Here is a 22,056-nt window from a genome sequence, read left to right as displayed (position 1 = left end):
ATGCAACGTTTTCTTACTATTACCCTGGCGGTAATCCTGTTGTTAAGTTTTAACTTTTCATTAATGGCAGCTGATTCCGATGAACAAGGTCAATTGGAAAGTTTGCCGGAATCCGCACTAGTACCTCATATTGCGCTATTACTGCCTTTAGAGTCTGCTTCATTTGGTGAAGCTGCTAATGTTGTGAAAGAAGGTTTTGTGGCTGCTACACAACGCGGAGAACCGCTTCCAGCGATTATTCGGTTATATTCCACTACTGAAGATCCGCTCGATATTTTGATTGCTTATTATCAGGCACTCAATGCCGGTGCAATATTCATCGTCGGCCCTCTTACGCGCGATGGTGTTTCGGCAGTAGCCTCCAGTCATTTCTCGAATGTACCTACTTTAGCACTGAACACGGCAGACAGTAATGCAACCTTACCGCCGAAGTTATATTTTTTTGGCTTGCAGATGGAATCCGAAGCGAATCAACTCGCCGAATTAGCACTGTCAAGCGGTATAGATCATGCCATTATCATCGGTGATGACAGCTCCTTATCCAAACGGCTCCAGAATGCTTTTACACTGCGATGGCAAAATGAAATTGATAAAACTGCAGAATCATTTTTTTATGCTGATAATCCGATTATGCTTCAACAATTTCGTAATTTGACTGCCGGTAGTGGTCATTTGGTTTTTCTTGCTCTGGACGCAGCTAAGTCACGTTTGCTACGCTCCTACCTTGATCCCGAAGTGCCTGTGTATGCTACATCGCAGGTTTTTTCAGGAGCAGACAATTTTTTACTCAATAATGATCTTAATGGTATTCAGTTTCTTGATATGCCTTGGCTATTGCAGCCTGATCATCCCGCTGTCATGGCTTATCGTCATCTCAGCCCAGCTAGAAGCGTGGATATGGAGCGCCTTTATGCGCTGGGTATTGATGCTTTCCGATTACTGGCAAATTTGATGTTGCCACAACCTATTAGCGCAATCTCTATTGATGGTGTTACCGGGCAAATTCGCTTTCAATCACCTAATCAATTTGTGCGTGAACTTGTCCCAGCACAGTTTGAGAATGGTAAAGTTCAACTCATAAAAAATGTAAAAAATATTGCAGAAGATGAATGGTAGTGGAGCTGAAAAAATCGCCTTATTATATTTGCAGCGGCAGCACTTGGTTTTGGTCAAACAAAACTATCGCTGTCGTTTTGGAGAAATTGATCTGATAATGCGCGATGGAGAAACACTGGTTTTCATTGAGGTGCGCATGCGCACAAATGAAAAATATGGTGGGGCAGCAGCGAGTATTACTTCTAGGAAACAAGCAAAAATATTACGTACTGCACGATATTATATAACTGAATTAGAAATAGAATCAGCTTGTCGATTTGATGCACTTCTGTTGTCCGGTGCTAATGGGCAGGAAATCGAGTGGCTCAGAGATGCGTTTGGCGAATAATTAGAGCGATGGGATTTTTGTAAGCAAGCAAAGCGCTACAGAAGTATAAATTAATTCTTTGTTTATTACATTATTAGGATAGTAGTAGTCCGATTATTCTAGTTTGCAGGTCATGGAAAAATGATTTGTGTTGGTGCCACAACGGAATAAGATTCAGATATCTGATTATATTAATTTCTACCGGGTTTAATTCTCAGCTAAGGCGCAAGCTGGTTGAAAACCAGCAGTCTGAAGAGCGCACACTCGATACTTCGCCGCTTATGGCGAGGTGTTTTATTTTTCGAACCCCTCTGTAGCAGCTACCGTAAATAATATGCTTTCAACGAACACGATGCTTTAACAAACGTTCCATTCGCAATTAATATATCTGACATATTCCTTTTATATGCTATCAACTTTTGGTAGTCACTTCCGTTAAGTATTCTAAAAACTTCAATTCATATACTAAGTAGTTGATTTAATTAACTTCATTATCTTTATAACAATGCTGGTGCGTTATTCAATGAAAAAATATCAATTAAAAAATATTAAACCGAGAGTAAGAAAGAAATATTCTAGGATCAGAGGCTTATTTAATATCTTATGTCAGAGCATAAGAGAAAAAATTAATAAAAGTATGGACAATGACATATTACCGTTAATCATTGCACCATTAATTTTTATTAGTTTTGCTGGCTTAGAGTGGTGTAGTTGGTATCTTGACGTGCCAGTTCCTTCGCCCATTCTATTAATAATTGTTATAACTGGATTAGGTGCGCTATGCTATATCTACGAATTATTAGAGCGCAAAGAGCCAACAAATAAAAAAGAAAGGATTGGCGTTACTACAGATCATAAGCACCCGGAGTTACATTAGAAACAGAAGCGTACCAAAAAAGAAGAGGGATCTGGTAATCCCAAAGGAAATTTGTGAATTAGCGGTTAAAAATGATTGGGGCAGAAAAGGGTAAAATTTATAACAATAAATTATTGAAATTTAGAAATATTTATTGATAATATAATTTTATACTAAATTTGCGAATTTAAAATGCACGAAGAAATTGATTTGTTAGTACAAGCCATAGAAAAATTAGAATCTTCGACCTCAGATTATGTGTTCCCATTAATAGCAAGCATTTCTTCGACACTACTAGGAGCATTTGTTGCGTATTTGACCATAAAGCATCAAGAAAATATTCAAATAAATAAAGACCAGATTAGGGCAATCAACGAAATTTTATTAGTGGCAGCAGATGCCCTTTTTGCTCTCTTTCATATTAAAGCGACTTATTATCCTCAAGATTTTAAACTCAATCCAATTCACAAAGCTCTAGATATTAAATCAACAGTGTTTGCTACAACAAAAATTGCTGTAGATTTAACCAAATTGTCTTTTATTGTTCCTATTACTAAAATTGCAATTGCCACAGCATCAAAATGGCAGAATTTAATTAAATTACGGGAACTTATTGATTCATATAATAGAAATATAGACATGTGGAATAAACGTAATGAGCTTTATTTGCTCATTAGAAGCAGAATCGATAATGCTAAAGGTATACTTTCTAGTGATGAATTAATGTCATTGGCAGGAGGTTCCGATTTACTGGATTTGGTATTAATGACCGAAAGAGCTTTATTAAATACTGATGAGCTTATTGTTGATCTTAATAGTTTTTTGGAAGAATTTCCTTTAATAGGGATGTCGCTTTTTGATAAAAAATATATTGAAAAATACGGCCCATATTGATTATTTCACTTGAGAAAAATTGCCATTATTTATTAGATCATACACCTGGCCCAAATCGTTTATATTTAGCTCAAATATTTCGTTGTACTTTGGATGAATTTGAAAAAAAATATCTTTGAAATTGTTTTAATTGGTGTGTTATTAATTTATAAGAGTATGTCAATGAATAGTAGCAAATCTTGAAAGGAGGCCTCAAGGCTTTGCCGAAAGCAAAACGTAGAGATTCTCAAGTTTAAGAGAACGGGTATATACTTAATTCTAATATTTCAAAGCTATTTTTCTACATTGTTTTTCTTTCTGATAAACGATTTTTAAATAAACTTTTATCAGCTTATTTGCTATCAGTTTCTAGTTTTGCTTTTTCCCTTTCTCTTTTTAAATGTATCATCTTTCGCATTGATTTAACTGTGTTACGAATTTTTACATCGACTGAAATTGCGCAATCTTTTTGATGCATTCAGAATTTATATAAGACCATATCCTCTATATCATGATCAAACTCAGTATAGAGAACCCAATTTACATTTAGGAGCTTATCTTCATCGTTATTTTTTAAAGGTGTTAAATACTCAAAAAGGAATACTTGCGTAATAGGTGTATTTCTCAATTCATTTCTAAAATGGAAAGCAAATTCATGGGAGCAAACAAGGCCAGAGAAATTTAATTTCTCGCATAGCCTATAAGAATCTACTACTGCTTTACTTGTCAGACAATGATGCTGAATTATAAATTCACCCTCATGTATTACTCCTCTTAATGGCAGCCCAATATAAAACATATGCATCATTAGCTTTGAAGCTGCCATTACCATTATTTCTCGCGCAGCGTGTTCATTGGTATGATCATCATCAAAATGGATCGCTAAAATAATAGTATCGGAAAATACTAGATAATCGAGTTTTTTACTTATTTCCTTTATCTCAATACTAAAATCACCATCTCTGAGATCTTGTAGAATGTTTTTTGAAGTCTTTCAATTAATTCAATAATTTTTTTTGCATATTCAATTTCAGAATTATTTTCTAAAAAATTTTGATAGCCTAAAATGTCAAAGAATCCAATTATTCCCTTCATATTTTTATTCCTAATTTTTCACTCTAAATTTCACCACTTATTTACATAATTTACAATTTTCAACGAGCTCTGAGATTTTTTCCAAGTCCTCTTGAATTTTATGGCTTTCTAATTCACTCTTTAGAAGTGAAACTTCAAAGCTGAGTCTTTCTATTTCTGATTGCAAATTATTTAATTGAGTGCTTACATTAATTAATAGCTTGTTTTGCTTATCTGTATTTTGTTCTAACAAATTAATAATTTTATCAACATCACTTTCAATTTCAGTTGTACTACTTATATGCTCTTCATTTATTTGCCCATACGGTGGATATGAAGGTGGCGGTTTGTCGAGGAAAAATTTAAGCCCCAAAACAAAACCGGTAAACGCTAAAGCACCAAATATGTATGGCACTAAATATATAGTTTGAATTATTACTCCTCCAATATGTTCATACCAATTGATTTCACCTTCAGCGTTTTTATCTGAACCTGGCGTGGATTTATGCTCAATTGTAGTGCTCATGACCATCCTCCTTCATCGAAAATTATATTTAAGTATTCAATTATTATGCGTATTTTATATAAAATATATACACTTAATCCTTATTTAGATTGTTTCGTTTGATATCGTAAAAACTTTTCGTTGATCTTTTATTTGGTAACTCAGAAGACAATGAGAATGAAGATGGTAATCCTCCCATTTTTAAGTTTGAGGGTAATGTTGATAAATTTGCCGTGAATGGTGGTCCTTGGGATAAAGGTACCTCGATAGGACTGATTGGGACAAATATGCAGGTGGGGTCTACGGTTTATGATTTTGTAATAGGATACAACGATAGCGCTGGCCAAAAGTATCTGGGTGATTGGGATGATTTTGTTATCGGGGTCAGTGCAGTTCCAGAGCCAGAAACCTATGCCATGATGTTAATTGGATTAGGATTAGTCGGATTTTCGATGTGCAGTCAGAGAAGATTAGTTTCTTTTTGAGAATTCTATTAAAAAGAATGTTTGGTAGAGATTCAATCCAATTTCAGAATTGAATCTCTTTTTTGTTTTATATCTATGACTATACGGTTAGCCTATGTCCGAGTGGAGTACAGAGTCGATGAGCTGCATGCAGCTATAGCCATTTCTTCTTTCTGAAATAAATAAGTAAGCTTACGCTAACTAAAATAAATATTATCCATACTGCAGGATAGGCCCAGCGCCATTTCAATTCAGGCATATATTCAAAATTCATGCCATAAATACCCGCAATAAAGGTCAATGGTATGAAGATAGTCGCGAAAATAGTCAGAATTTTCATTGTTTCATTCATTTTGTTACTAATGCTTGAAAGATAAATATCATGCATTGCTGAGATTCTTTCGCGATAGGATTCAAGTGAATCATTAACACGTAGCACATGGTCATAGACATCACCAAAATAACGCAAAGTTTTTTCCTGTAATAACGGCGTATCAATACGTTGAATTGTCGCCAATAGTTCGCGTAATGGCGAGATATTACGTTTCATTGAAATCAGGCTGCGGCGTATTTGTTGTATGGTTTGTAGTATTTCTTTATTGGAATTGAGCAAAATATTGTCTTCCAATGAATCAATGACGTCATCCAAGTTGTCTTCTACTACAAAATATTCATCAACGATGGTGTCAAGAATAACGTATGTCAGATAATCACTGCCCTTTAGCCGCAATCGACCACTTCGGTTTTTCAGGTAATGATAGACGGAATCAAATGTAGTATCAGACTTTTCCTTGAAAGTAATAACATAGTTGGCTAATAATAAAATACTGATTTGTTCGTACTGGAGGCTGAAAATTTTGTTTTGATCAAGACTGATGCCTTTGATGACCAGATACAGAAAATCTTCATATTCCTCTAGCTTGGGGCGTTGGTGCGTACTTAAAATATCCTCTAGCACTAAAGGATGAATGTTCAATTCATGGCCGATACCTTCAACGATACCAATATTGCTTAGTCCGTCTATATTTACCCAGGTGATCAGTTTGGTGTTTTGCAACGGTTGCAGATCTGAAATCGTTGAAATTTCATGGTAGAGCAGTGTCTCGGCATTGTATTGTATGACTGAGATTTTACATTCTGATTGATGCTTTGTTCCAATGTGCATCAATGTTCCGGCAGGAAGGCCGGCTTTGTCGGCTGCGCTGCTTTGTGCGGTATGATCGGTTTGCCGGTGCCGAGATTCCGAGTAAGATTTTGTATGCATTAAGCTTGCCTGAATAAAGAGGACAGGGGCTTATTTTAAGCATTTTGATTACCGTGTGGGGGATGATTGGTGAGAAGTGGGCTGAACAGGAAGGCAAAAGATAAATCTGATCATTATGGATCATCCCAAAAAGAGGGGAGATGTTAAATTATGACCGAATGTTTAGAAAATTTGCTCGGATAAATCTGCTGTACAAGGGTGTTCGATTTGGCTCGATTGACTTGCGTTTTTGTCATTCTGAAGGGAACACCAGTCTTGCCATACTTTGCGAGCTTCTTCCACATCGCTAAATGTCCAGAGTACGACGCCATCTTCAGTCATTAGTGTTGCCATTTTATTGGGCCATTCTTTAATTAAGCAGTACATTGTTCTTCTCCTTGTTATTTATGACGTAGAACAGCATAACTAAAAAATGTGAAAATTTGATGACCGTATTTTGAAGAATTTATGACAATGCATGTATCATGTAGCATTGAACGTCGATTGATGGCATGCTGTCATTAAAATATTTATTGAATGTTTAATATTTTCTATTTTGAAGGAGTTGTCATGAGAAAAATCAATTATTATTTAATTGCTACTGCAGTGTGTTTATCCGTAAGCGGGTGTGCAACTAATACGGGTGGCGCTGGTTCATTGGGGACAATCGATCAAGGCTTGTCCACTGTAGAGGGTGCGGCACAAAGCAGTCGGCAAATACTGAATGCCGGAGCGACGGCTGCCAGCGATCCGGCTGGAATGGCGCAAATTGGTTTGGTTGATATTTTGTCTCATCGCTTGGGCGTATCGTCGCAACAAGCACTAGGCGGGGCGGGAGCCATATTCCAGATGGCTCAGAGCAATATGGATCCGCAAGCATTTGCGACAATATCCCGATCCATTCCAGGAATGGATAATATGTTGAGCGCTGCGCCTGCGATGTCAAATTTATCTGGCAATTTATCTTCATTAATGGGTGATAGCAGTAGTTCGTTGGGGAATGCCGCTGCATTGGCGGCGTCATTCCAGCAATTGGATCTTTCTCCTGATATGATCGGTCAATTTATTCCTGTTATTACAAGTTATGTAAGCAAGACAAGCGGACAAGCCAGTGCTAGTTTGTTGCAATCCGCTCTGACCGGACGTTAAGGTAAGGCAGAATTTACAGGTAACTAAGAGGAAAAGAGCAGATCTATCGAAATAATGCGCGGCGTCTTGTACATCGAATTTGTTGCTTTCATTGATGTGCAAGACGAATATTGCCTGGTTGGTGGTAGGTTGTTAGTCGTTTAACCCCAATCTTTCCATCCGGTAACGCAATGAACGAACCGTGATACCCAGTCCTTTGGCAGCTTTGGTACGATTGTATCGGCTTTCATTCAACGCTTTGATGATGGAATCTTTCTCCAGTTTATCGAGATAATCCTGTAGCGGTAGATTATGATCTGTCTTTACTTGAATGGTAGTGGCGGGAGTCTGAGTGACTTCCGCAGTATCGTTTGGCGTTGCTTCAACCGTCTGATCCGGCAATTGTAATTCTTCTATTCCAATGTTCACATCCGGACAAAGCGCTAACGTGCGTTCCAGTACATTTTCAAGCTCACGAACGTTACCCGGGAAATCATAGTTCTTGAGCATTATCATGGCATCTTTTTCGATGCGACAGATGGGTCGACTGGCTTCCTGGCAATGTTTTTCCAGAATGGCTTCTGCAATGAGTGGAATATCTTCGCGCATTTCACGTAATGCAGGCATATTCAGTTCAATGACATTCAAACGGTAGTACAAATCCTGTCGAAACTGACCCATTGCGACGCAATGATTTAGCTTTTTGTGGGTAGCGCTGATAATTCGTACATCAATACTTTTTTCTTGTGTATCCCCGATCCTTCTTACTTGTTTTTCCTGAATGACCCGAAGCAGTTTAACCTGCATCGTTAATGGCAAATCGGCGACTTCGTCAAGAAACAAGGTACCGCCGTCGGCGGTCAGGAAAAATCCATCGTGATCTTTTTCCGCGCCAGTAAAGGCGCCTTTCTTATAGCCAAAAAATTCACTTTCCATCAGATTTTCTGGAATTGCGCCACAGTTGACAGCAACAAATGGCTGCTTGTGGCGCGCACTTCTTTCATGAATCATTTTTGCGGCTAACTCCTTACCGCTACCCGATTCACCACTGATATATACCGCAGCTTGACTACGCGAGAGTTTGTCGATGGTTGCGCGTAACTGGCGCATGGATTCAGACTCGCCAAGTAGCGTGCGTTGTTGACTTATTTCACCTTGCCCTGCTGATTCAATCTTTACCGGTGGAAGGCTTAAAGCCGATTTAACCAGGTCACGTAACTGTTTCAAGGAAACCGGTTTGGGTAAGTAATCAAAAGCGCCGGCTTTTAACGCAGCTACTGCATTTTCTGTGGTGCCATACGCAGTAATAACGGCAGTAGGAACATCAATAAAGTGCTGCGAAATATATTTAACCAGTTCCAATCCATTACCATCTGGCAACCGCATGTCGGTAAGGCATAATTGAAATGAGTGCGATTGCAGCAGCGCTTTGGCATCATGGATACACATTGCACTAGAAACTTCCATTCCCATTCGGGCCAGTGTGAGCTCTAACAATTCAATAATATCAGGCTCATCATCCACAACTAGTATTCTAGGGGATAGAATCTTCTTTTGCAGATTAATCCGTTCGTTATCTATCGACATGGTTCACTGCAACTCAATATTATTCTAAAATGCCCACTTGAAGAGTCTTCAATATAATCAAGCGATGACTGATTAGTTTCACACAGTTCACGCGCCACATATAAACCCAATCCCGTGCCACCATCGGCAGTTGTAAAGAAAGGCTCAAAAATTTCTTTGACTTGCTGCGGATCCACACCCGGGCCATCGTCAATAATGTTCAGACAAACATTATGCCCGTTGGTTGTCGTAGACAATTCAATAAGAACACTGCCAGCTTGCTTGCGACAATGCCGCCATGCATTCCGGCACAAATTCCAGAGTATTTGGGCCAAGTGATCACGATCAAAACTAACTAAATATTTATTGGTGTTTTGAAATACGAATACATCCCTATCGATTTTTTCCACATCACAAAACTCCTCAAGAAATTTCTTAATAAAATCGTGAGATTCCAAGATATCCGGTTTCGGAATGTTACGCCGGTTTAGTTGTAGTACATCCTGTACGATCTTGTTTAATCGCCGGGTATTATCACAAATGATATGCACGAGGCGGGGATTTGTATGATTCTCTTGTTGTTCTTCCTCCAGAAGCTCAGCTGCATGATTGATAGCCGACAGCGGGTTACGGATTTCATGTGCAATATTGGCTGTCAAGCGCCCTACAGCTGCCAGTTTGAGTTGCTGTAACTGTGCCTGTATACGCCCCATATCCTCAAGAAAAACTACAACTCCATTGCTGAAATCAGCTTGTATGGGTAGAAAGCGGGTTCGCACTAACGCATGACTATGCGTTAATCGCAATAGATCGAAATTCATTTTGCTGTCTCCCTGCCACCTCTTAAGCCTTTCCGCTATATCAGGTGCGTAATCGGATAGCTTGAGTGATTTTGTGTCATTTGCAGATGATCTTAAATCGAGCAGCTTATCAGCGTAGCTATTATGTTGTCGGATAACGCCATGTTTATCTACTACCAGTACGCCTTCCTGCAGATCCTGAATGACCAATTGATTGACTTGCGACATATTTGCCAGATCAATACCACGTTCTTTTGCTAGCTGTTCACTGGCTAAAGTATGTTTGGCTAATTGATGCGCCAACCAAGCTACAGCGAAATACGCCATGCTCAATAAACCGGCCTGTGAATACTGAGCTGAATAATAGTTAACTGTAAGCAAGGAATATGTTTCTTGCAGTAATAAGCTGATTGTCGCAATCGATGCAAAAAATAATGCTAAACGACCGCGGCTGATCAATCCCGCTGCCGCGAGGGATATCAGCAGTATGGCGCCTAAACCGCTCTGCAGCCCCCCGCTGGCGTGTAACATGATGGTAAAAAAAACAATATCACAAATTACTTGTATGGCTAATTGCCAACTAAACCCCGGGGTTCTTAATTTAATCAGCAACAAGGATATACAGCTGCAAACTACATGTGAAAGTCCTGCGTACAGAAATAGGGTGTAATGATGCGAACCAAAACTCGTGAGCTCAAATTTCCAAACACTAATGAGCAGACTACTGCCCAATAGTATGCGGTAAATATTGAAATAGTAAAGCGAACACCAGTACTGGCCGGTGTAATCAGCACTCGCTAGTTTAGAATGGAAGGGCCAGAATATTGAGTGTTTTGTTTGTGATGGATAAGTAGATGTCGGCACAACAATTAATTTAAGGTGGAGAGCTTAAAAATTGGTCACAATGCTCCTGACAGCAAAAATATTTATCTTGATGCTTGATTGCTTCACTTTTAGGCAAATAAACACCACAATGCACACAATTGACCGTGTCTTCAATCGAATCCTGATTCGATATATTTGAGTCTTTTTTAGAATGACGGCTCTTAATTATCCAATAGATCAATAGTGCGATTAGGATATAAAAGAATAATTTTCCCATTTTTCTTCAGCTCTCTATGGAATGACATCAATCCAATTATTAACATAAATTTTTTGGATTGCCAAAGAATGAATTAATTTCTTCCGGATTAAATTGGCTATACCGGCGCGGTACAAGTTAAGCATAGCAATTTTGAGCTTAGGCAAATGATAAAACAATGATGGTTTTACCGCCTATCAATAAAATATATAGGGATTATGAAGTCTCAGGGCAATTTCATCATTCAATATTCTGAACTTGCTCTCGCATTTGCTCGATGATTACCTTCAACTCCATAGAGATTCGCGTGATTTCCAGATCAATGGACTTTGATCCGATGGTATTGGCTTCGCGATGCAATTCCTGCATCATGAAATCGAGCCGTTTCCCGACGTAGCCGCCCTTATCCAGAATGTGTTCCACTTCGTGTAAATGTGCATGCAGACGCGAGAGTTCTTCGTCAACATCGATTTTCCCGGCAAACAATGTAATTTCCTGGTGGATCCGCTCATTTTCATAGTTACCTAAAATTTCTTCCAGACGGGTACGCAGCTTTTCCTCAAAGGCCGCGATGAGTGCGGGAATTCGCGGTGATGCTATCTGCAAGAGTTGACGCATTTGCTCGATGCGATTCAGTAGAATTGATTTGAGTTTATTGCCTTCACGTATTCGTGCAGCTTTTAAATCGTTCAGTGCAGTTTGCAGTAGCATTACCGTGATTTCATCGAGTTCTTCGATGCTTCTTGCATGATTACTTCCCAGTATGCCGGGCCATTTAAGAATTTCTGCCACGGTTAGCGATGCCGCTACGGCATGCCGTGTTTTAATCGTTTGTTCCAGTTGCAGTAATTGCTCTAATAACGTGTGATCCAGTTGTGGTAAATTTACCGTGCCGGTTGATGGAGAGAAATTCAGACGGCATTCGATTTTTCCGCGACTGAGCTGCGTAGTGAGCAGTTCGCGCATAACGGCTTCTTGCTTGCGGAACTCATCCGGCAGGCGGAATAGAATATCCAAATAGCGGTTATTGACTGAGCGTATTTCGATGCTGAAAGATCCGTGAGGTGTTTCCTGGCTAACGGCGGCGTAACCGGTCATGCTGAATATCATGATAGCTGTGTTCTTGGAAATAAAGGTGGAGAATGTCGGGATGAGCCGAAAATACTATAGCTGCAGGTTGCCGGAGCAGGTTTGCGGTCAAGCACGCCGCGAGCGGTAAAGGGTGTGTTCTTGTTTTCCGGATCAAATACAACCTGACTGGCATCGATGTACTTGTAGTCTCCGGGGGCATTGAGCCGCCAAAGATTAGGAATCGAGGTGTACGGTTGATGCAGGCAGTATGCCTGAGAGTCGCCATGAATGAGCAAAACCGGTTTGCCGAATTGCGCAACTTGGCTCTTAATCAAATCACGCAGCTTTCGATAGCCATCGCAATTCGTGCGATTCTCGATCGTGCAGGCCGGTTTCTTATGATCAAAATTAAAAATATCGGCATGGAATGCAATGACGAGCGCTGACGCGGATTCCGCCGCGACGAATAATTGCTGTAGCCATTTTTCGTTGGATTGGTCGCGATAATCGGCTTCATCCATGGCATCCTGCAGGTTGCTGCGTAAAATTTCCATGCGGCCATTATTGGTTCCTGGAACATGCAATGTGGCAAAAACGACTTGATTGAATTCCCATCGCGCATTTTCGATAAACCCTTCTTGCCGGATAAGGCCGGGAATGTTTTTGGTCAATTGACGGTGATCCTGGTGAAAAAAGAGCTGACGTAAGAAGTTGAGCCGCTCCAATTCGTCGTAGCGTGCGGCAAAGGTAAACCGGTCACAATCCACCCATTCATTGTCGCCGGGGGTATAGACAGTTCTATGGGGATTGAGCTGTGCGATTTGGCGGTAATGATCCAGGAACAGTTCATCGCTGCAGCTTAACCGGCTCTGTTTGAAGTCTCCCAGATGAATGAGTACGGGAGGATTGAGGGTGCGAATGGCTTTGGCGATGGCGCCATCAGGTTGCTCCAGCAGTGCATATTCGGTATCGGTATAAGGCATGTCACCAATAACAACAAACCGGGTGAGAGGGTCAGCGGATGCGGAAGTTGAATTACTAGCCGACGTGGATGCCGTAAAAAAGATGAATAATAAAATAACCGGTATCCATATCATTCTATGTGCCATTATGCGTTGATATGATCCTGAAACACCAAACCGGCGTGTTCGCGTAGTTTATGAAAGCGAATCGTCGGCCAGTTCTCTTCCGCGACACTTAATTCCGCGCCAAAAGCGGCCAGAAAGGTGGGAGCATCCACGGCATCATAGGCGATCCGATGCGCGTTGGCTTCAATAAATCGTCGTAATTCGTGCGCATCGTCACAAGTAATCCAGCGTGCCAGTTGATATTTGGCCGGCGCTATCCGGGCAGCCACCGCATATTCATATTGCAGTCGATGAGTGACCACTTCAAATTGTAACGTGCCAACGGCGCCAAGTAACAGCATGTTACCCAAATGCGGACGGAATACCTGGATCGCACCTTCTTCACCCAGTTGCGTCAATCCCAGCTTCAATTGTTTGCTGCGTAACGGATCCGAGATTTCCACGGTACGGAAAATTTCCGGAGCAAAAAAAGGCAGTCCGGTGAATTGCAATACCTCACCTTCGGTCAGAGTGTCGCCGAGTTGCAACGTGCCGTGATTCGGTATGCCAATGATATCTCCGGGGTAAGCTTCTTCAAGAATGTCACGACGTTGCGACAAAAAAGATACCACCGTGCTGGTGCGGATATCCTTGCCGTTGCGTGCGACTTTCAAATTCATACCGCGCTTGAAATGACCGGAGCATATACGCACAAAGGCAATGCGATCGCGGTGTGCCAGATTCATATTGGCCTGAATTTTAAATACCATGCCGGAAAATTTTTTTTCATCTGGCAATACTTCACGCTGAATAGCGTTACGTGACTCGGGTGGTGGTGCCAAATCGACCAACGAATCGAGAATTTCCCGCACACCAAAATTATTGATTGCGGAACCAAAGAAAACAGGGGTTTGTTTGCCCGCAAGAAACACTTGATGATCAAAAGCCGGTGAAGCCCCTTTAATCAACTCGATTGACTGTAAAGCGCTGGACAAATCCGTGCCGAAACGTTGTTGGATCTCCGGATCATCAAGCTGCACGATCATTTCATTTTTATTGTCGATGCGGTCAGATCCAGCTTGAAATATGCGCATACAATCATTTTTCAGATCGCAGACACCTTGAAAGTTTTTTCCCATACCGACCGGCCAGGTGAAAGGAATGGTGGCCATACCGAGGGTACGTTCGATTTCATCGATCAAATCCAGCGGTTCACGCACTTCACGGTCCATTTTGTTGACAAAAGTGACGATCGGGGTGTTGCGTGCGCGACAAACTTCCAGCAGGCGCAATGTCTGTGCTTCGACGCCATTGGCGGCATCAATTACCATTAATGCGGCATCGACTGCGGTGAGCACGCGATAGGTATCTTCCGAGAAATCCTGGTGACCGGGAGTATCAAGCAAGTTAATTACGCAATCGCGGTATTCCATTTGCATGACTGAACTGGCGACCGAGATACCGCGTTGTTTTTCGATTTCCATCCAGTCCGAGGTGGCATGGCGGCTGGCTTTGCGTGCTTTTACGCTGCCGGCGATATGAATCGCACCGGCATACATCAGCAATTTTTCAGTCAGCGTTGTTTTACCCGCATCAGGATGGGAAATGATAGCGAAAGTGCGGCGACGCGCCACTTCGTTATGAATACTCATAATTTCAAGAAACTTGTTAGTGTGGATAAAGGAAACAATGGGTTGTATGCGTTGCGCTGAATGTGCTGGCCGGAGGATAGGTTATGCGGCAAATTGGCATAGCGCTGGCGCAGCGTGGATGGAAATGACAGCCGGCAGGCGGTGTGACCGGGGATGGCAGGTCGCCTTTCAACGCAATGACTTGGCGGTCGGGATTGGATTCAATTTGCGGAACTGATGATAGCAACGCCTGGGTGTAAGGATGCCTGGGGTGATTCATCACCTCATTAATACGCCCATATTCAACAATTCGTCCCAGATACATGACAGCAACCTCATCAGCCAAATATTCCACAACAGCGATATTGTGGGTAATAAATAAAAATGCAAGCCCTAAATTATTTTGCAGCGATTTGAGCAGATTCAGGATTTGCGCCTGAACCGATACATCCAGTGCGCTGGTCGGTTCATCGCAGATTAATAGTTCCGGATTAACCGCCAGAGCGCGCGCAATGGCGATACGCTGCCGCTGACCGCCGGAGAACTCATGCGGATACCGCCATTTTACCTCAACAGGCAAACCCACTTGACGTAATAATGCATCAATTTCTTCCTCTCTTGAATCAATTGATGATGGAACGTGAGTTTTAGAATCATTTTTTTTACTGATGATCAGCGCATCCATACCTTCCCGCAAAATCTCAATAATCCGCATGCGCGGATTCAGTGAAGAGTAGGGGTCCTGGAATATAATTTGAAATTGGGAACGTATTTGCCGTAACTGAGCGCGTTTTAGAGAAACCAGTTCCTGGTTTCTGAAGCGCACGCTTCCGGCGGTTGGTTTAATCAATTGCAGAATGCTTTTGCCGATCGTTGTTTTGCCGCATCCCGATTCACCGACTAATGCCAAAGTTTGTCCAGCAACAATTTTTAACGATACACCATCGACTGCTTTAACGTGACCGACCACGCGCTTGAATAATCCTTTGCGAATCGGGAAGTGTACTTTGAGGTCGGTAACTTGTAATAATATTTCTTCTGTCGTAGCGGATTGTGTATCTAAAGCGATTACCTGCTGATCAGCGTTATGTGCTGGTGGTTTTTCCGGGGCATTTTGCTGATACGAATACAAATGACAGCGCACTTGATGGCTCTCCGATGTTGCCGGATGCCATTGGGGAACGGTATGGTGGCAGATAGCCAGAGCTTGATTGCAGCGATCAACAAAACGGCAGCCATGAAACTGTTGTGCAAGGGAGGGTACGCTGCCTTGAATAACGGTTAATGCCTGATCGCGTTTTTGTTTTCCGGGTAAGGATGCAAACAGCTGCTGCGAGTAAGGATGAGCTGGGCGCTGAAAGAAATCATCCCGGGAAGCCAGTTCGACGATTTCTCCTGCGTACATTACTGCGATGCGTTCAGCCATTTCGGCAACCACACCCAGATCATGCGTGATCAGTAAAATTGCCATGCGCGTGCGTTGCTGGACTTGTCGCATCAAATCCAGGACTTGTGCCTGTATCGTCACATCCAGAGCTGTCGTCGGTTCATCGGCAATGAGTAACTCAGGTTCGCCCGCAAGCGCCATGGCGATCATGGCGCGCTGTTTCATGCCACCGGAAAACTGGAACGGATATTCATGCATGCGCTGCGTTGCATCGGGAATGCCGACCTGCTCCAGCAATTCCCGAATGCGTTGCCGGGTTGCGTCTTTGGATAATTGCAAATGCTGGTTCAATACTTCTTCAATTTGCTCAGCGATGGTTAGGACTGGATTCAGGCTCAACATCGGTTCCTGAAAAACCATACTGATGCGTTTGCCTCGGATTGTGCGCATATCCATTTCAGAGAGTTGCAGGATATCCGTGCCATTGAGCTTGATTTGCCCGGCAACAATTTCACCCGCTTCGGGCAGCAAGCGCATAATGGAAAGTGCTGTCATTGACTTGCCGCATCCGGATTCTCCGAGTAACGCAAATGTTTCACCCGGTAAAATTGCCAGAGACAATCCATCGACTGCACACACGGGTGCATTGCCAGTATGCAGCAAGGTTTCAAGATGTTCTATTTCCAGCAAATTTTTCATGGCTGATGAGAAGATTGGGTAGATCCGATAGCCTGGGATATTTTGCCTGGTGTCTGTGGTTTGTTTTCTGATTCCTGAAAGAATTTCTTGCTTTGTTTTAACGTTCTTGTGCGCGGATCCAAAGCGTTTTGTACTGCATCGGCAAACAAATTGGCGCTCAATACCAAGGTGAACATAAATCCGAATGCTGCCAGTAATGTCCACCAGACCATCGGTTCGCGTGCCATTTCCAAACGTGCCGCGTTAATCATAGTGCCAAAGCTCATCGTGGAAGGATCGACACCCACACCGACATAAGATAAAACCGCTTCAGCCAGAACCAGACCACTGAAATCCATGACCGTCGCGATTAAAACGATGTGCATTACATTCGGTAAAATGTGGCGCGTAATGATGCGCCAATGTGAAACGCCAAAGGCGTGTGCTGCCTGAATATACTCCAATTCACGCAGCTTCATGGCTTCGCCGCGAAGCAGCCGGCATAAACTGGTCCAACTGGTAACGCCAAGAATAATACAAAGAAATAGCAAGCGCAGATCGGCGCGTGAGGCGATGGTTTCGAATAATTCCGAATGGGTTTCGATATATACCTGCATCATGAGTACTGCAGCGGCGATCAGTAATACGCTGGGTATGGAATTCAGCGTGGTATAAATATATTGAATAACATCATCGATCCAGCCTCTGAAGTAACCAGCCATAATGCCGAGCAACAGTGCAAACGGCAGCATAATCAGCGTGGTTAGAGTACCAATGACCAAAGCGACACGAATGCTCTTGAGTGATTGATACAGAATGTCCTGTCCAACCTTGTCAGTGCCTAAGACATGGTAGTGACTGGCTAATGCTGTTCCGCAACCGATGATCAGTAACAGGATTAATAACGTGATCAAAATGGCGTGCCAGGGAATCTCCATTTTGCATCGCAAAATGACTGTAATGGTTTGGGTAAAACTTTTCTGATGCCGATGCGACAATAACATGATTAAACCTGCGGTAAGCGAGCACCAGGTCAGAAAACCAGTCATCAAACCTTTTGCGCTGCGCCATGTAATGTCATTGACATGATCCGTATCTGGATTTTGCAGGTGAGCCCCGCCATATTTAAGCCGGGCGAAAGTTCGAACCTGCTGGCCATCGGGAAGCTCAATCGTTTCTTTTGCGTAGAGATGTGTAGCCAATGGCGCGGAATAGGTCTTTTCCATATTCGTACGCAGTGGCGTTACCAGAAGATCAAGTACGCTCAAGACTTCTACACTGTAAACGCTTTCTCCGTCCGAGGTTTTGTGATCGAGAGCAGGGCGAAAATGGATAGTATCGAGTAACCCTGCGATCAAGAAAAAAAATAGCACCGTCAGCGCGGACATGCCGCTGGTGCTATGTCCTACACGTCTCCAAGGTGTCAATAGATGTTCGTTTTGTCTTACATGCCAAATCAAAAAAAATACAATGCCGATGAATAAATATATAAGTGCATCTGTCCACAGGATAATGGGGCTGAAAGGCATAGATTAGATAATGGTTGCGAGGAGATAATGTTATTTAATTGCAATGGGGGACTTATATCATAAATGAATGTTGAATTTGAAAAAAACAACAGTTAATAATTTCATTAAGAAATTATTAACTGTTGTTGTTATGGAAGTTCTAAACAAGCGCATTTCGAGCAAGGCGATAAATCTACTGCATTGATTGTTAAAGATTCCTCACTCCACTGGTAATGACAAATGCAAATTTCTCAACCTCTTTAAAGCGATAAGCAATTTTCAGACAATTATGTATTTCGTTGTATGGGTTTAAAAATTTTCGTACTGAAGCCGGTCCTCGCGTCTGATCAGTTCGTCAATAGTGAGACCTATTGCCGGTATCCCACTAAATACCGAACCTGATCTTTTTCTGTTAAAGTGCTCCAGCATAGTGGTATAAGCTCGAGGTGGCAATGGAAAAAACTTTGCTTCTTTTACCAGCAAGAGAGCGTTTTTTAGATAAAATTCCACAAATTCCTTAACCTCAGGCTTCTCGATAGCTTTAACATTGACATAGATAAAAACCGGACGTGACAAAGGTTGATAGCTGCCGTTTTCGACAGTTTCGACCGCTGGAGAAACAGCACCTTGTCCTTTTCCATTATCTATGGCAATAGCTGTGACTTTATTCTGATTCTCAATGTAATAGGAAAATCCAAAAAATCCCAGGCCATTCCTATCGCTGGCCACACCGTTAACCAATACGTTATCATCTGCGGATTCAGTGTAGTCGCTGCGGCTTGATTTTGCTTTACCTACAATAGCTTTCGTGAAGTAATCATAAGTGCCGGAATCCGGATCGGCGCCATAGAGTTTAATGGTTTCATCGGGCCACGCCGAGTTGACCTGTTTCCATCGGGTAATCGTGCCTTGTGCAGCCGGTTCCCATATTTTTTTCAATTCTGCCAGTGTCATGGCCGTTCCCCAATGGTTCTCCGGATTAACTGCTACGGTTAAGGCATCGAAAGCTACCGGGATTTCAACGTATTGAATACGGGAATTTTTACAATCCTGCATTTCATTCTTCAGAATGGGCCGCGAGGCATTCACGATATCGATCTCACCACGGCAGAATTTCTTGAAGCCGCCACCACTGCCGGAAATATTGACCGTAACATTCACTGTATTTTTTTTTACGATTTGAAACTTATCGGCGACTGCCTTGGTAATGGGATAGACGGTGCTGGAGCCATCAGTTTGGATGATCGATTGTGCATTTGCAATACTCGGCATACTTATACCTACACAGAGTAAGAACATTATGTTTGGTATTTTGAAGGTGTATATTTGCGGCATTTCATCCTCCTTGTGTGAGATGGATTGTGTTGTGCAGCCTACTATAGATCATAATCCACATCGTGTTAGCCTATAGTTTGATTGCAGGGATAGTTTTGAGGTGACATGAGCTAAGACTCGGAATATAAATTTAAAGTGCAGCGGGAACCCGGAGTTTTCCGGGTTCCCGCTGTGCGCACAACGCAAAACGCCTTTAAAAATCGATAGTCCATTGAGTCAGGAATGCACTCAAATCGCCATCATTCCAGCCATTAGTCCGTGCCCCGGCTCCGCCAGAGAATCCATCGGTATTGGTGGTGGGTGTTCTAGCCGTATTGATATCCAGCATATGTATAACGTTTGCCTGAAACTTAACGTTCGAGTGAGGATACCAATTGAAACCAAACCTGACCATATCAGCCCGCCCGCCCCTGATGACTCCCGAATTCATATCAATGTAATCATAACCGGCAGCAAGCTCGAATGCACCCCATCCCGATCCATTCCATTGAAACGGCCGGTTGGGTCTAATCCGGTTTGCTGCGCCGTTTCTGACATGATAGGCTTTGGACTCACCAGTCAGGAAGTAACTCACGAAACCATAGTAACCCGTCAGGTGCTCTCCATCATAACCAACCCCATTGATATTGGTGCGTAAGAACTCTGCTTGCGCTGAGAAAGGGCCATGAACAAACCATGCTTCCGCACCGTATCGATCATAGCTGCTAATCTCGCGCCGGTTCGGATCGTTGAGCGCGCCTGTGCTCAAGTTGCCGGTATTCAGGACATTGCTGCGATCCACGTTGGTTCCCGGGAATGCGACGAATGACATACCGCCGCCGCCGCCATTAGAGCCTTCTCCAACCATGGTGCCATCAGCACGATATTGCGTGTTGACTGCGGTGTGTCCTGCAGAAATGCCCACATGTAAGAACTTGGTTTCATCTTCCATCCAGGGTCTGCCGCTGATACGGCCTATACCTTGCCAGCCAGTGTCACCGGAACCGTTGTTGCGACTCTGGTTGCCGTTTGCATTCACTGAAGTTGATGCGGCCGACCACGCGCCAATAGGCTCGGTTTGAAAAGCCAGCCCGGTTTGGAATCGTGTTACTGCATAATTAGCGCCGATACCTGTTTTGTAAGTATTGGGGTTATCTACAAACGAATTGACCGACATGTGGCGTTCGATAAAGGTAAGAAATCGATTGCTGGCAGCCTCTTCCAGACTGAATGGCTCTTTGAATGAGCCTATTTTGTAAGACAGTGCATCCGTATGATTCAAGCGTACGAAAGCATCCGTAATTCCGGATCCGACAGAGCCATTGCCACGGCTAAAATCAAACTCGAATTTATAATCCCATATTCGATAAAAAGTGCCTTCAGCACCCAGGCGGGCGCGGCGGATATTCATGCCGCTATTCAGTTCATTCGCGGTATTGGACCCGAAGGCAGGATCAGGATCATTGACGAAATTATATTGTGAAGCGGGTTGTAATCGTCCATTGATCGACATTGAAAAATTTCCATCCTTGGTGGCCCAATGTAAACCCCGATCATCAAACGTACCATGTATCTTTTCAACATCCTTAACGCGTTCTTCCAGCACTGAGACTTGGCTAGCCAGGCGTTCGTGTATGGTTTTATCCGCCACCTCTGTGGCTTTTTCCTCACGCATTGAAGTTGATCCGGCCACTGTTTCTTTTTTCTCTGATTCAGCAGGTGCCGCGGATGGTGTTGTAGCTACTTTGGGGGGTTCCGGTTGCGCCGGCGGATTATCGGCTTTTACATACGTACCCATATGAACTCTACCCGCTCCGGGTTCCGCAAAAACTTGTTTGGTTTTTGTATCAACATACAAATCCAATGCATAAGCGTTGGAGATGACGCATAAATTGAATATCACGAGGGTTGCTAAAATAAGGCTGAGAAATTTCATTATCTGTCGTTAATCCAGGGTTGAAAAATAAATTACTAGACGAGACAGCGGTTATATAACAGCAATGTTACATTTTTGTGACAACATCATTTTTTTTGCAGAATTGTGACAATATTGTTACTTGTGAACTTGAATTTATTTTTTAATTAATTGAAAGATTGGATATTAATTTATAGAATATCCCTGCATTTATAGAACTGCTAAATACTTTGTAAATGCCAGATAGAGTTTTCACAGATTGATGGGAACTTTCAGGAAGAAAGAATCTGTCTAATTTACGTTGAGTGGTAAAAGTTATTTTCCATCTCAAACAAATTTTTCTGTTAACAAACAATCTGTTAAATTAATAGGAGATCAACATGGCAACAACCTATGGCACAACTAGCGGCGCGGCGAGCGCCAACTATGACATGTCGCTGTGGTACGACTCGAAATATTACAAGATAGGCAT

Annotated in this window: 21 protein-coding genes; 6 read left to right on the top strand and 15 right to left on the bottom strand. The window is 42.5% G+C overall.

Going from position 1 to position 22,056, the window contains the following annotated elements:
* The 4 genes from C4S39_RS10270 to C4S39_RS10255 all read left to right on the top strand — a co-directional run bounded on the left by C4S39_RS10270 (position 1) and on the right by C4S39_RS10255 (position 3,173).
* Positions 1–1,116 carry a penicillin-binding protein activator gene (locus tag C4S39_RS10270; protein WP_103966916.1) on the top strand — a complete coding sequence of 372 codons (1,116 nt, stop codon included), beginning with the start codon at positions 1–3 and terminating at the stop codon, positions 1,114–1,116.
* Complete coding sequence (locus C4S39_RS10265; protein WP_103966915.1) at positions 1,106–1,444, top strand: YraN family protein; 339 nt, start codon at positions 1,106–1,108, stop codon at positions 1,442–1,444. The genes C4S39_RS10270 and C4S39_RS10265 overlap by 11 nt, the downstream gene beginning before the upstream one ends.
* A 502-nt stretch (positions 1,445–1,946) precedes the next feature.
* A complete protein-coding gene (locus C4S39_RS10260; RefSeq protein ID WP_103966914.1) occupies positions 1,947–2,300 on the top strand; it encodes a hypothetical protein in 354 nt (117 codons plus the stop codon).
* Between the two features lie 171 nt (positions 2,301–2,471).
* Complete coding sequence (locus tag C4S39_RS10255; protein WP_103966913.1) at positions 2,472–3,173, top strand: hypothetical protein; 702 nt, start codon at positions 2,472–2,474, stop codon at positions 3,171–3,173.
* Positions 3,174–3,630: 457 nt separating this feature from the next.
* Here the strand turns inward: C4S39_RS10255 and C4S39_RS10250 are convergent, their stop codons facing one another.
* The 3 genes from C4S39_RS10250 to C4S39_RS10245 form a co-directional block, all read right to left on the bottom strand.
* Complete coding sequence (locus C4S39_RS10250; RefSeq protein WP_146059763.1) at positions 3,631–3,978, bottom strand: hypothetical protein; 348 nt, start codon at positions 3,976–3,978, stop codon at positions 3,631–3,633.
* 110 nt (positions 3,979–4,088) lie between these two features.
* The gene (locus C4S39_RS15345; RefSeq protein ID WP_181023805.1) at positions 4,089–4,247 is read right to left on the bottom strand and encodes a hypothetical protein; all 159 of its coding nucleotides are present in this window, start codon (positions 4,245–4,247) and stop codon (positions 4,089–4,091) included.
* A gap of 37 nt (positions 4,248–4,284) precedes the next feature.
* A complete protein-coding gene (locus tag C4S39_RS10245; RefSeq protein WP_103966911.1) occupies positions 4,285–4,752 on the bottom strand; it encodes a hypothetical protein in 468 nt (155 codons plus the stop codon).
* 212 nt (positions 4,753–4,964) lie between these two features.
* Between C4S39_RS10245 and C4S39_RS16045 the strand changes: the two genes are divergently transcribed.
* Positions 4,965–5,216: a PEP-CTERM sorting domain-containing protein gene (locus C4S39_RS16045; RefSeq protein ID WP_374953029.1), complete on the top strand. Its 252-nt coding sequence runs from the start codon at positions 4,965–4,967 to the stop codon at positions 5,214–5,216.
* A gap of 133 nt (positions 5,217–5,349) precedes the next feature.
* On the opposite strand, the gene corA is transcribed toward C4S39_RS16045, so the two are convergent.
* Both corA and C4S39_RS10230 read right to left on the bottom strand, forming a co-directional pair.
* Positions 5,350–6,459 (bottom strand): magnesium/cobalt transporter CorA, encoded by a 1,110-nt coding sequence (gene corA, locus C4S39_RS10235; RefSeq protein WP_103966910.1) that lies wholly within the window; start codon positions 6,457–6,459, stop codon positions 5,350–5,352.
* A 162-nt stretch (positions 6,460–6,621) separates the two neighbouring features.
* Complete coding sequence (locus tag C4S39_RS10230; protein WP_103966909.1) at positions 6,622–6,825, bottom strand: hypothetical protein; 204 nt, start codon at positions 6,823–6,825, stop codon at positions 6,622–6,624.
* Positions 6,826–7,008: 183 nt separating this feature from the next.
* Here C4S39_RS10230 and C4S39_RS10225 point away from each other — a divergent pair, with 183 nt between their 5' ends.
* On the top strand, positions 7,009–7,587 hold the full coding sequence (locus tag C4S39_RS10225) for a DUF2780 domain-containing protein (protein ID WP_103966908.1): 579 nt from the start codon (positions 7,009–7,011) through the stop codon (positions 7,585–7,587).
* A gap of 132 nt (positions 7,588–7,719) precedes the next feature.
* Here C4S39_RS10225 and C4S39_RS10220 read toward each other — a convergent pair whose 3' ends face one another.
* The 10 genes from C4S39_RS10220 to C4S39_RS10175 all read right to left on the bottom strand — a co-directional run bounded on the left by C4S39_RS10220 (position 7,720) and on the right by C4S39_RS10175 (position 21,605).
* Positions 7,720–9,153 (bottom strand): sigma-54-dependent transcriptional regulator, encoded by a 1,434-nt coding sequence (locus C4S39_RS10220; RefSeq protein WP_103966907.1) that lies wholly within the window; start codon positions 9,151–9,153, stop codon positions 7,720–7,722.
* Positions 9,144–10,796: a two-component system sensor histidine kinase NtrB gene (locus C4S39_RS10215; RefSeq protein WP_103966906.1), complete on the bottom strand. Its 1,653-nt coding sequence runs from the start codon at positions 10,794–10,796 to the stop codon at positions 9,144–9,146. Before C4S39_RS10215 ends, C4S39_RS10220 begins: the two co-directional genes overlap by 10 nt.
* A gap of 10 nt (positions 10,797–10,806) precedes the next feature.
* Positions 10,807–11,034, bottom strand: coding sequence for a PP0621 family protein (locus tag C4S39_RS15850; protein WP_103966905.1), 228 nt, complete (start codon positions 11,032–11,034; stop codon positions 10,807–10,809).
* Between the two features lie 219 nt (positions 11,035–11,253).
* Positions 11,254–12,123 (bottom strand): YicC/YloC family endoribonuclease, encoded by an 870-nt coding sequence (locus C4S39_RS10205; RefSeq protein ID WP_103966904.1) that lies wholly within the window; start codon positions 12,121–12,123, stop codon positions 11,254–11,256.
* Positions 12,120–13,193 carry a metallophosphoesterase gene (locus C4S39_RS10200; RefSeq protein WP_258039397.1) on the bottom strand — a complete coding sequence of 358 codons (1,074 nt, stop codon included), beginning with the start codon at positions 13,191–13,193 and terminating at the stop codon, positions 12,120–12,122. Before C4S39_RS10200 ends, C4S39_RS10205 begins: the two co-directional genes overlap by 4 nt.
* Positions 13,193–14,803, bottom strand: coding sequence for a peptide chain release factor 3 (locus tag C4S39_RS10195; protein WP_103966903.1), 1,611 nt, complete (start codon positions 14,801–14,803; stop codon positions 13,193–13,195). Before C4S39_RS10195 ends, C4S39_RS10200 begins: the two co-directional genes overlap by 1 nt.
* Positions 14,804–14,819: 16 nt before the next feature.
* Positions 14,820–16,868 (bottom strand): ABC transporter ATP-binding protein, encoded by a 2,049-nt coding sequence (locus tag C4S39_RS10190; RefSeq protein ID WP_103966902.1) that lies wholly within the window; start codon positions 16,866–16,868, stop codon positions 14,820–14,822.
* On the bottom strand, positions 16,865–18,376 hold the full coding sequence (locus tag C4S39_RS10185) for an ABC transporter permease (protein WP_103966901.1): 1,512 nt from the start codon (positions 18,374–18,376) through the stop codon (positions 16,865–16,867). The genes C4S39_RS10190 and C4S39_RS10185 overlap by 4 nt, the downstream gene beginning before the upstream one ends.
* 288 nt (positions 18,377–18,664) lie before the next feature.
* Complete coding sequence (locus C4S39_RS10180; protein WP_308457313.1) at positions 18,665–19,627, bottom strand: PstS family phosphate ABC transporter substrate-binding protein; 963 nt, start codon at positions 19,625–19,627, stop codon at positions 18,665–18,667.
* A gap of 256 nt (positions 19,628–19,883) precedes the next feature.
* Positions 19,884–21,605, bottom strand: coding sequence for an OprO/OprP family phosphate-selective porin (locus C4S39_RS10175; protein ID WP_103966899.1), 1,722 nt, complete (start codon positions 21,603–21,605; stop codon positions 19,884–19,886).
* Positions 21,606–22,056 lie beyond the last annotated feature (451 nt).

The organism is Nitrosomonas ureae (assembly GCF_900108305.1).
GTDB classification, from domain to species: domain Bacteria; phylum Pseudomonadota; class Gammaproteobacteria; order Burkholderiales; family Nitrosomonadaceae; genus Nitrosomonas; species Nitrosomonas ureae_B.
The sequence above is the reverse complement of the archived record's forward strand: the minus strand, read 5'-3'. Positions and strand labels throughout refer to the sequence as shown.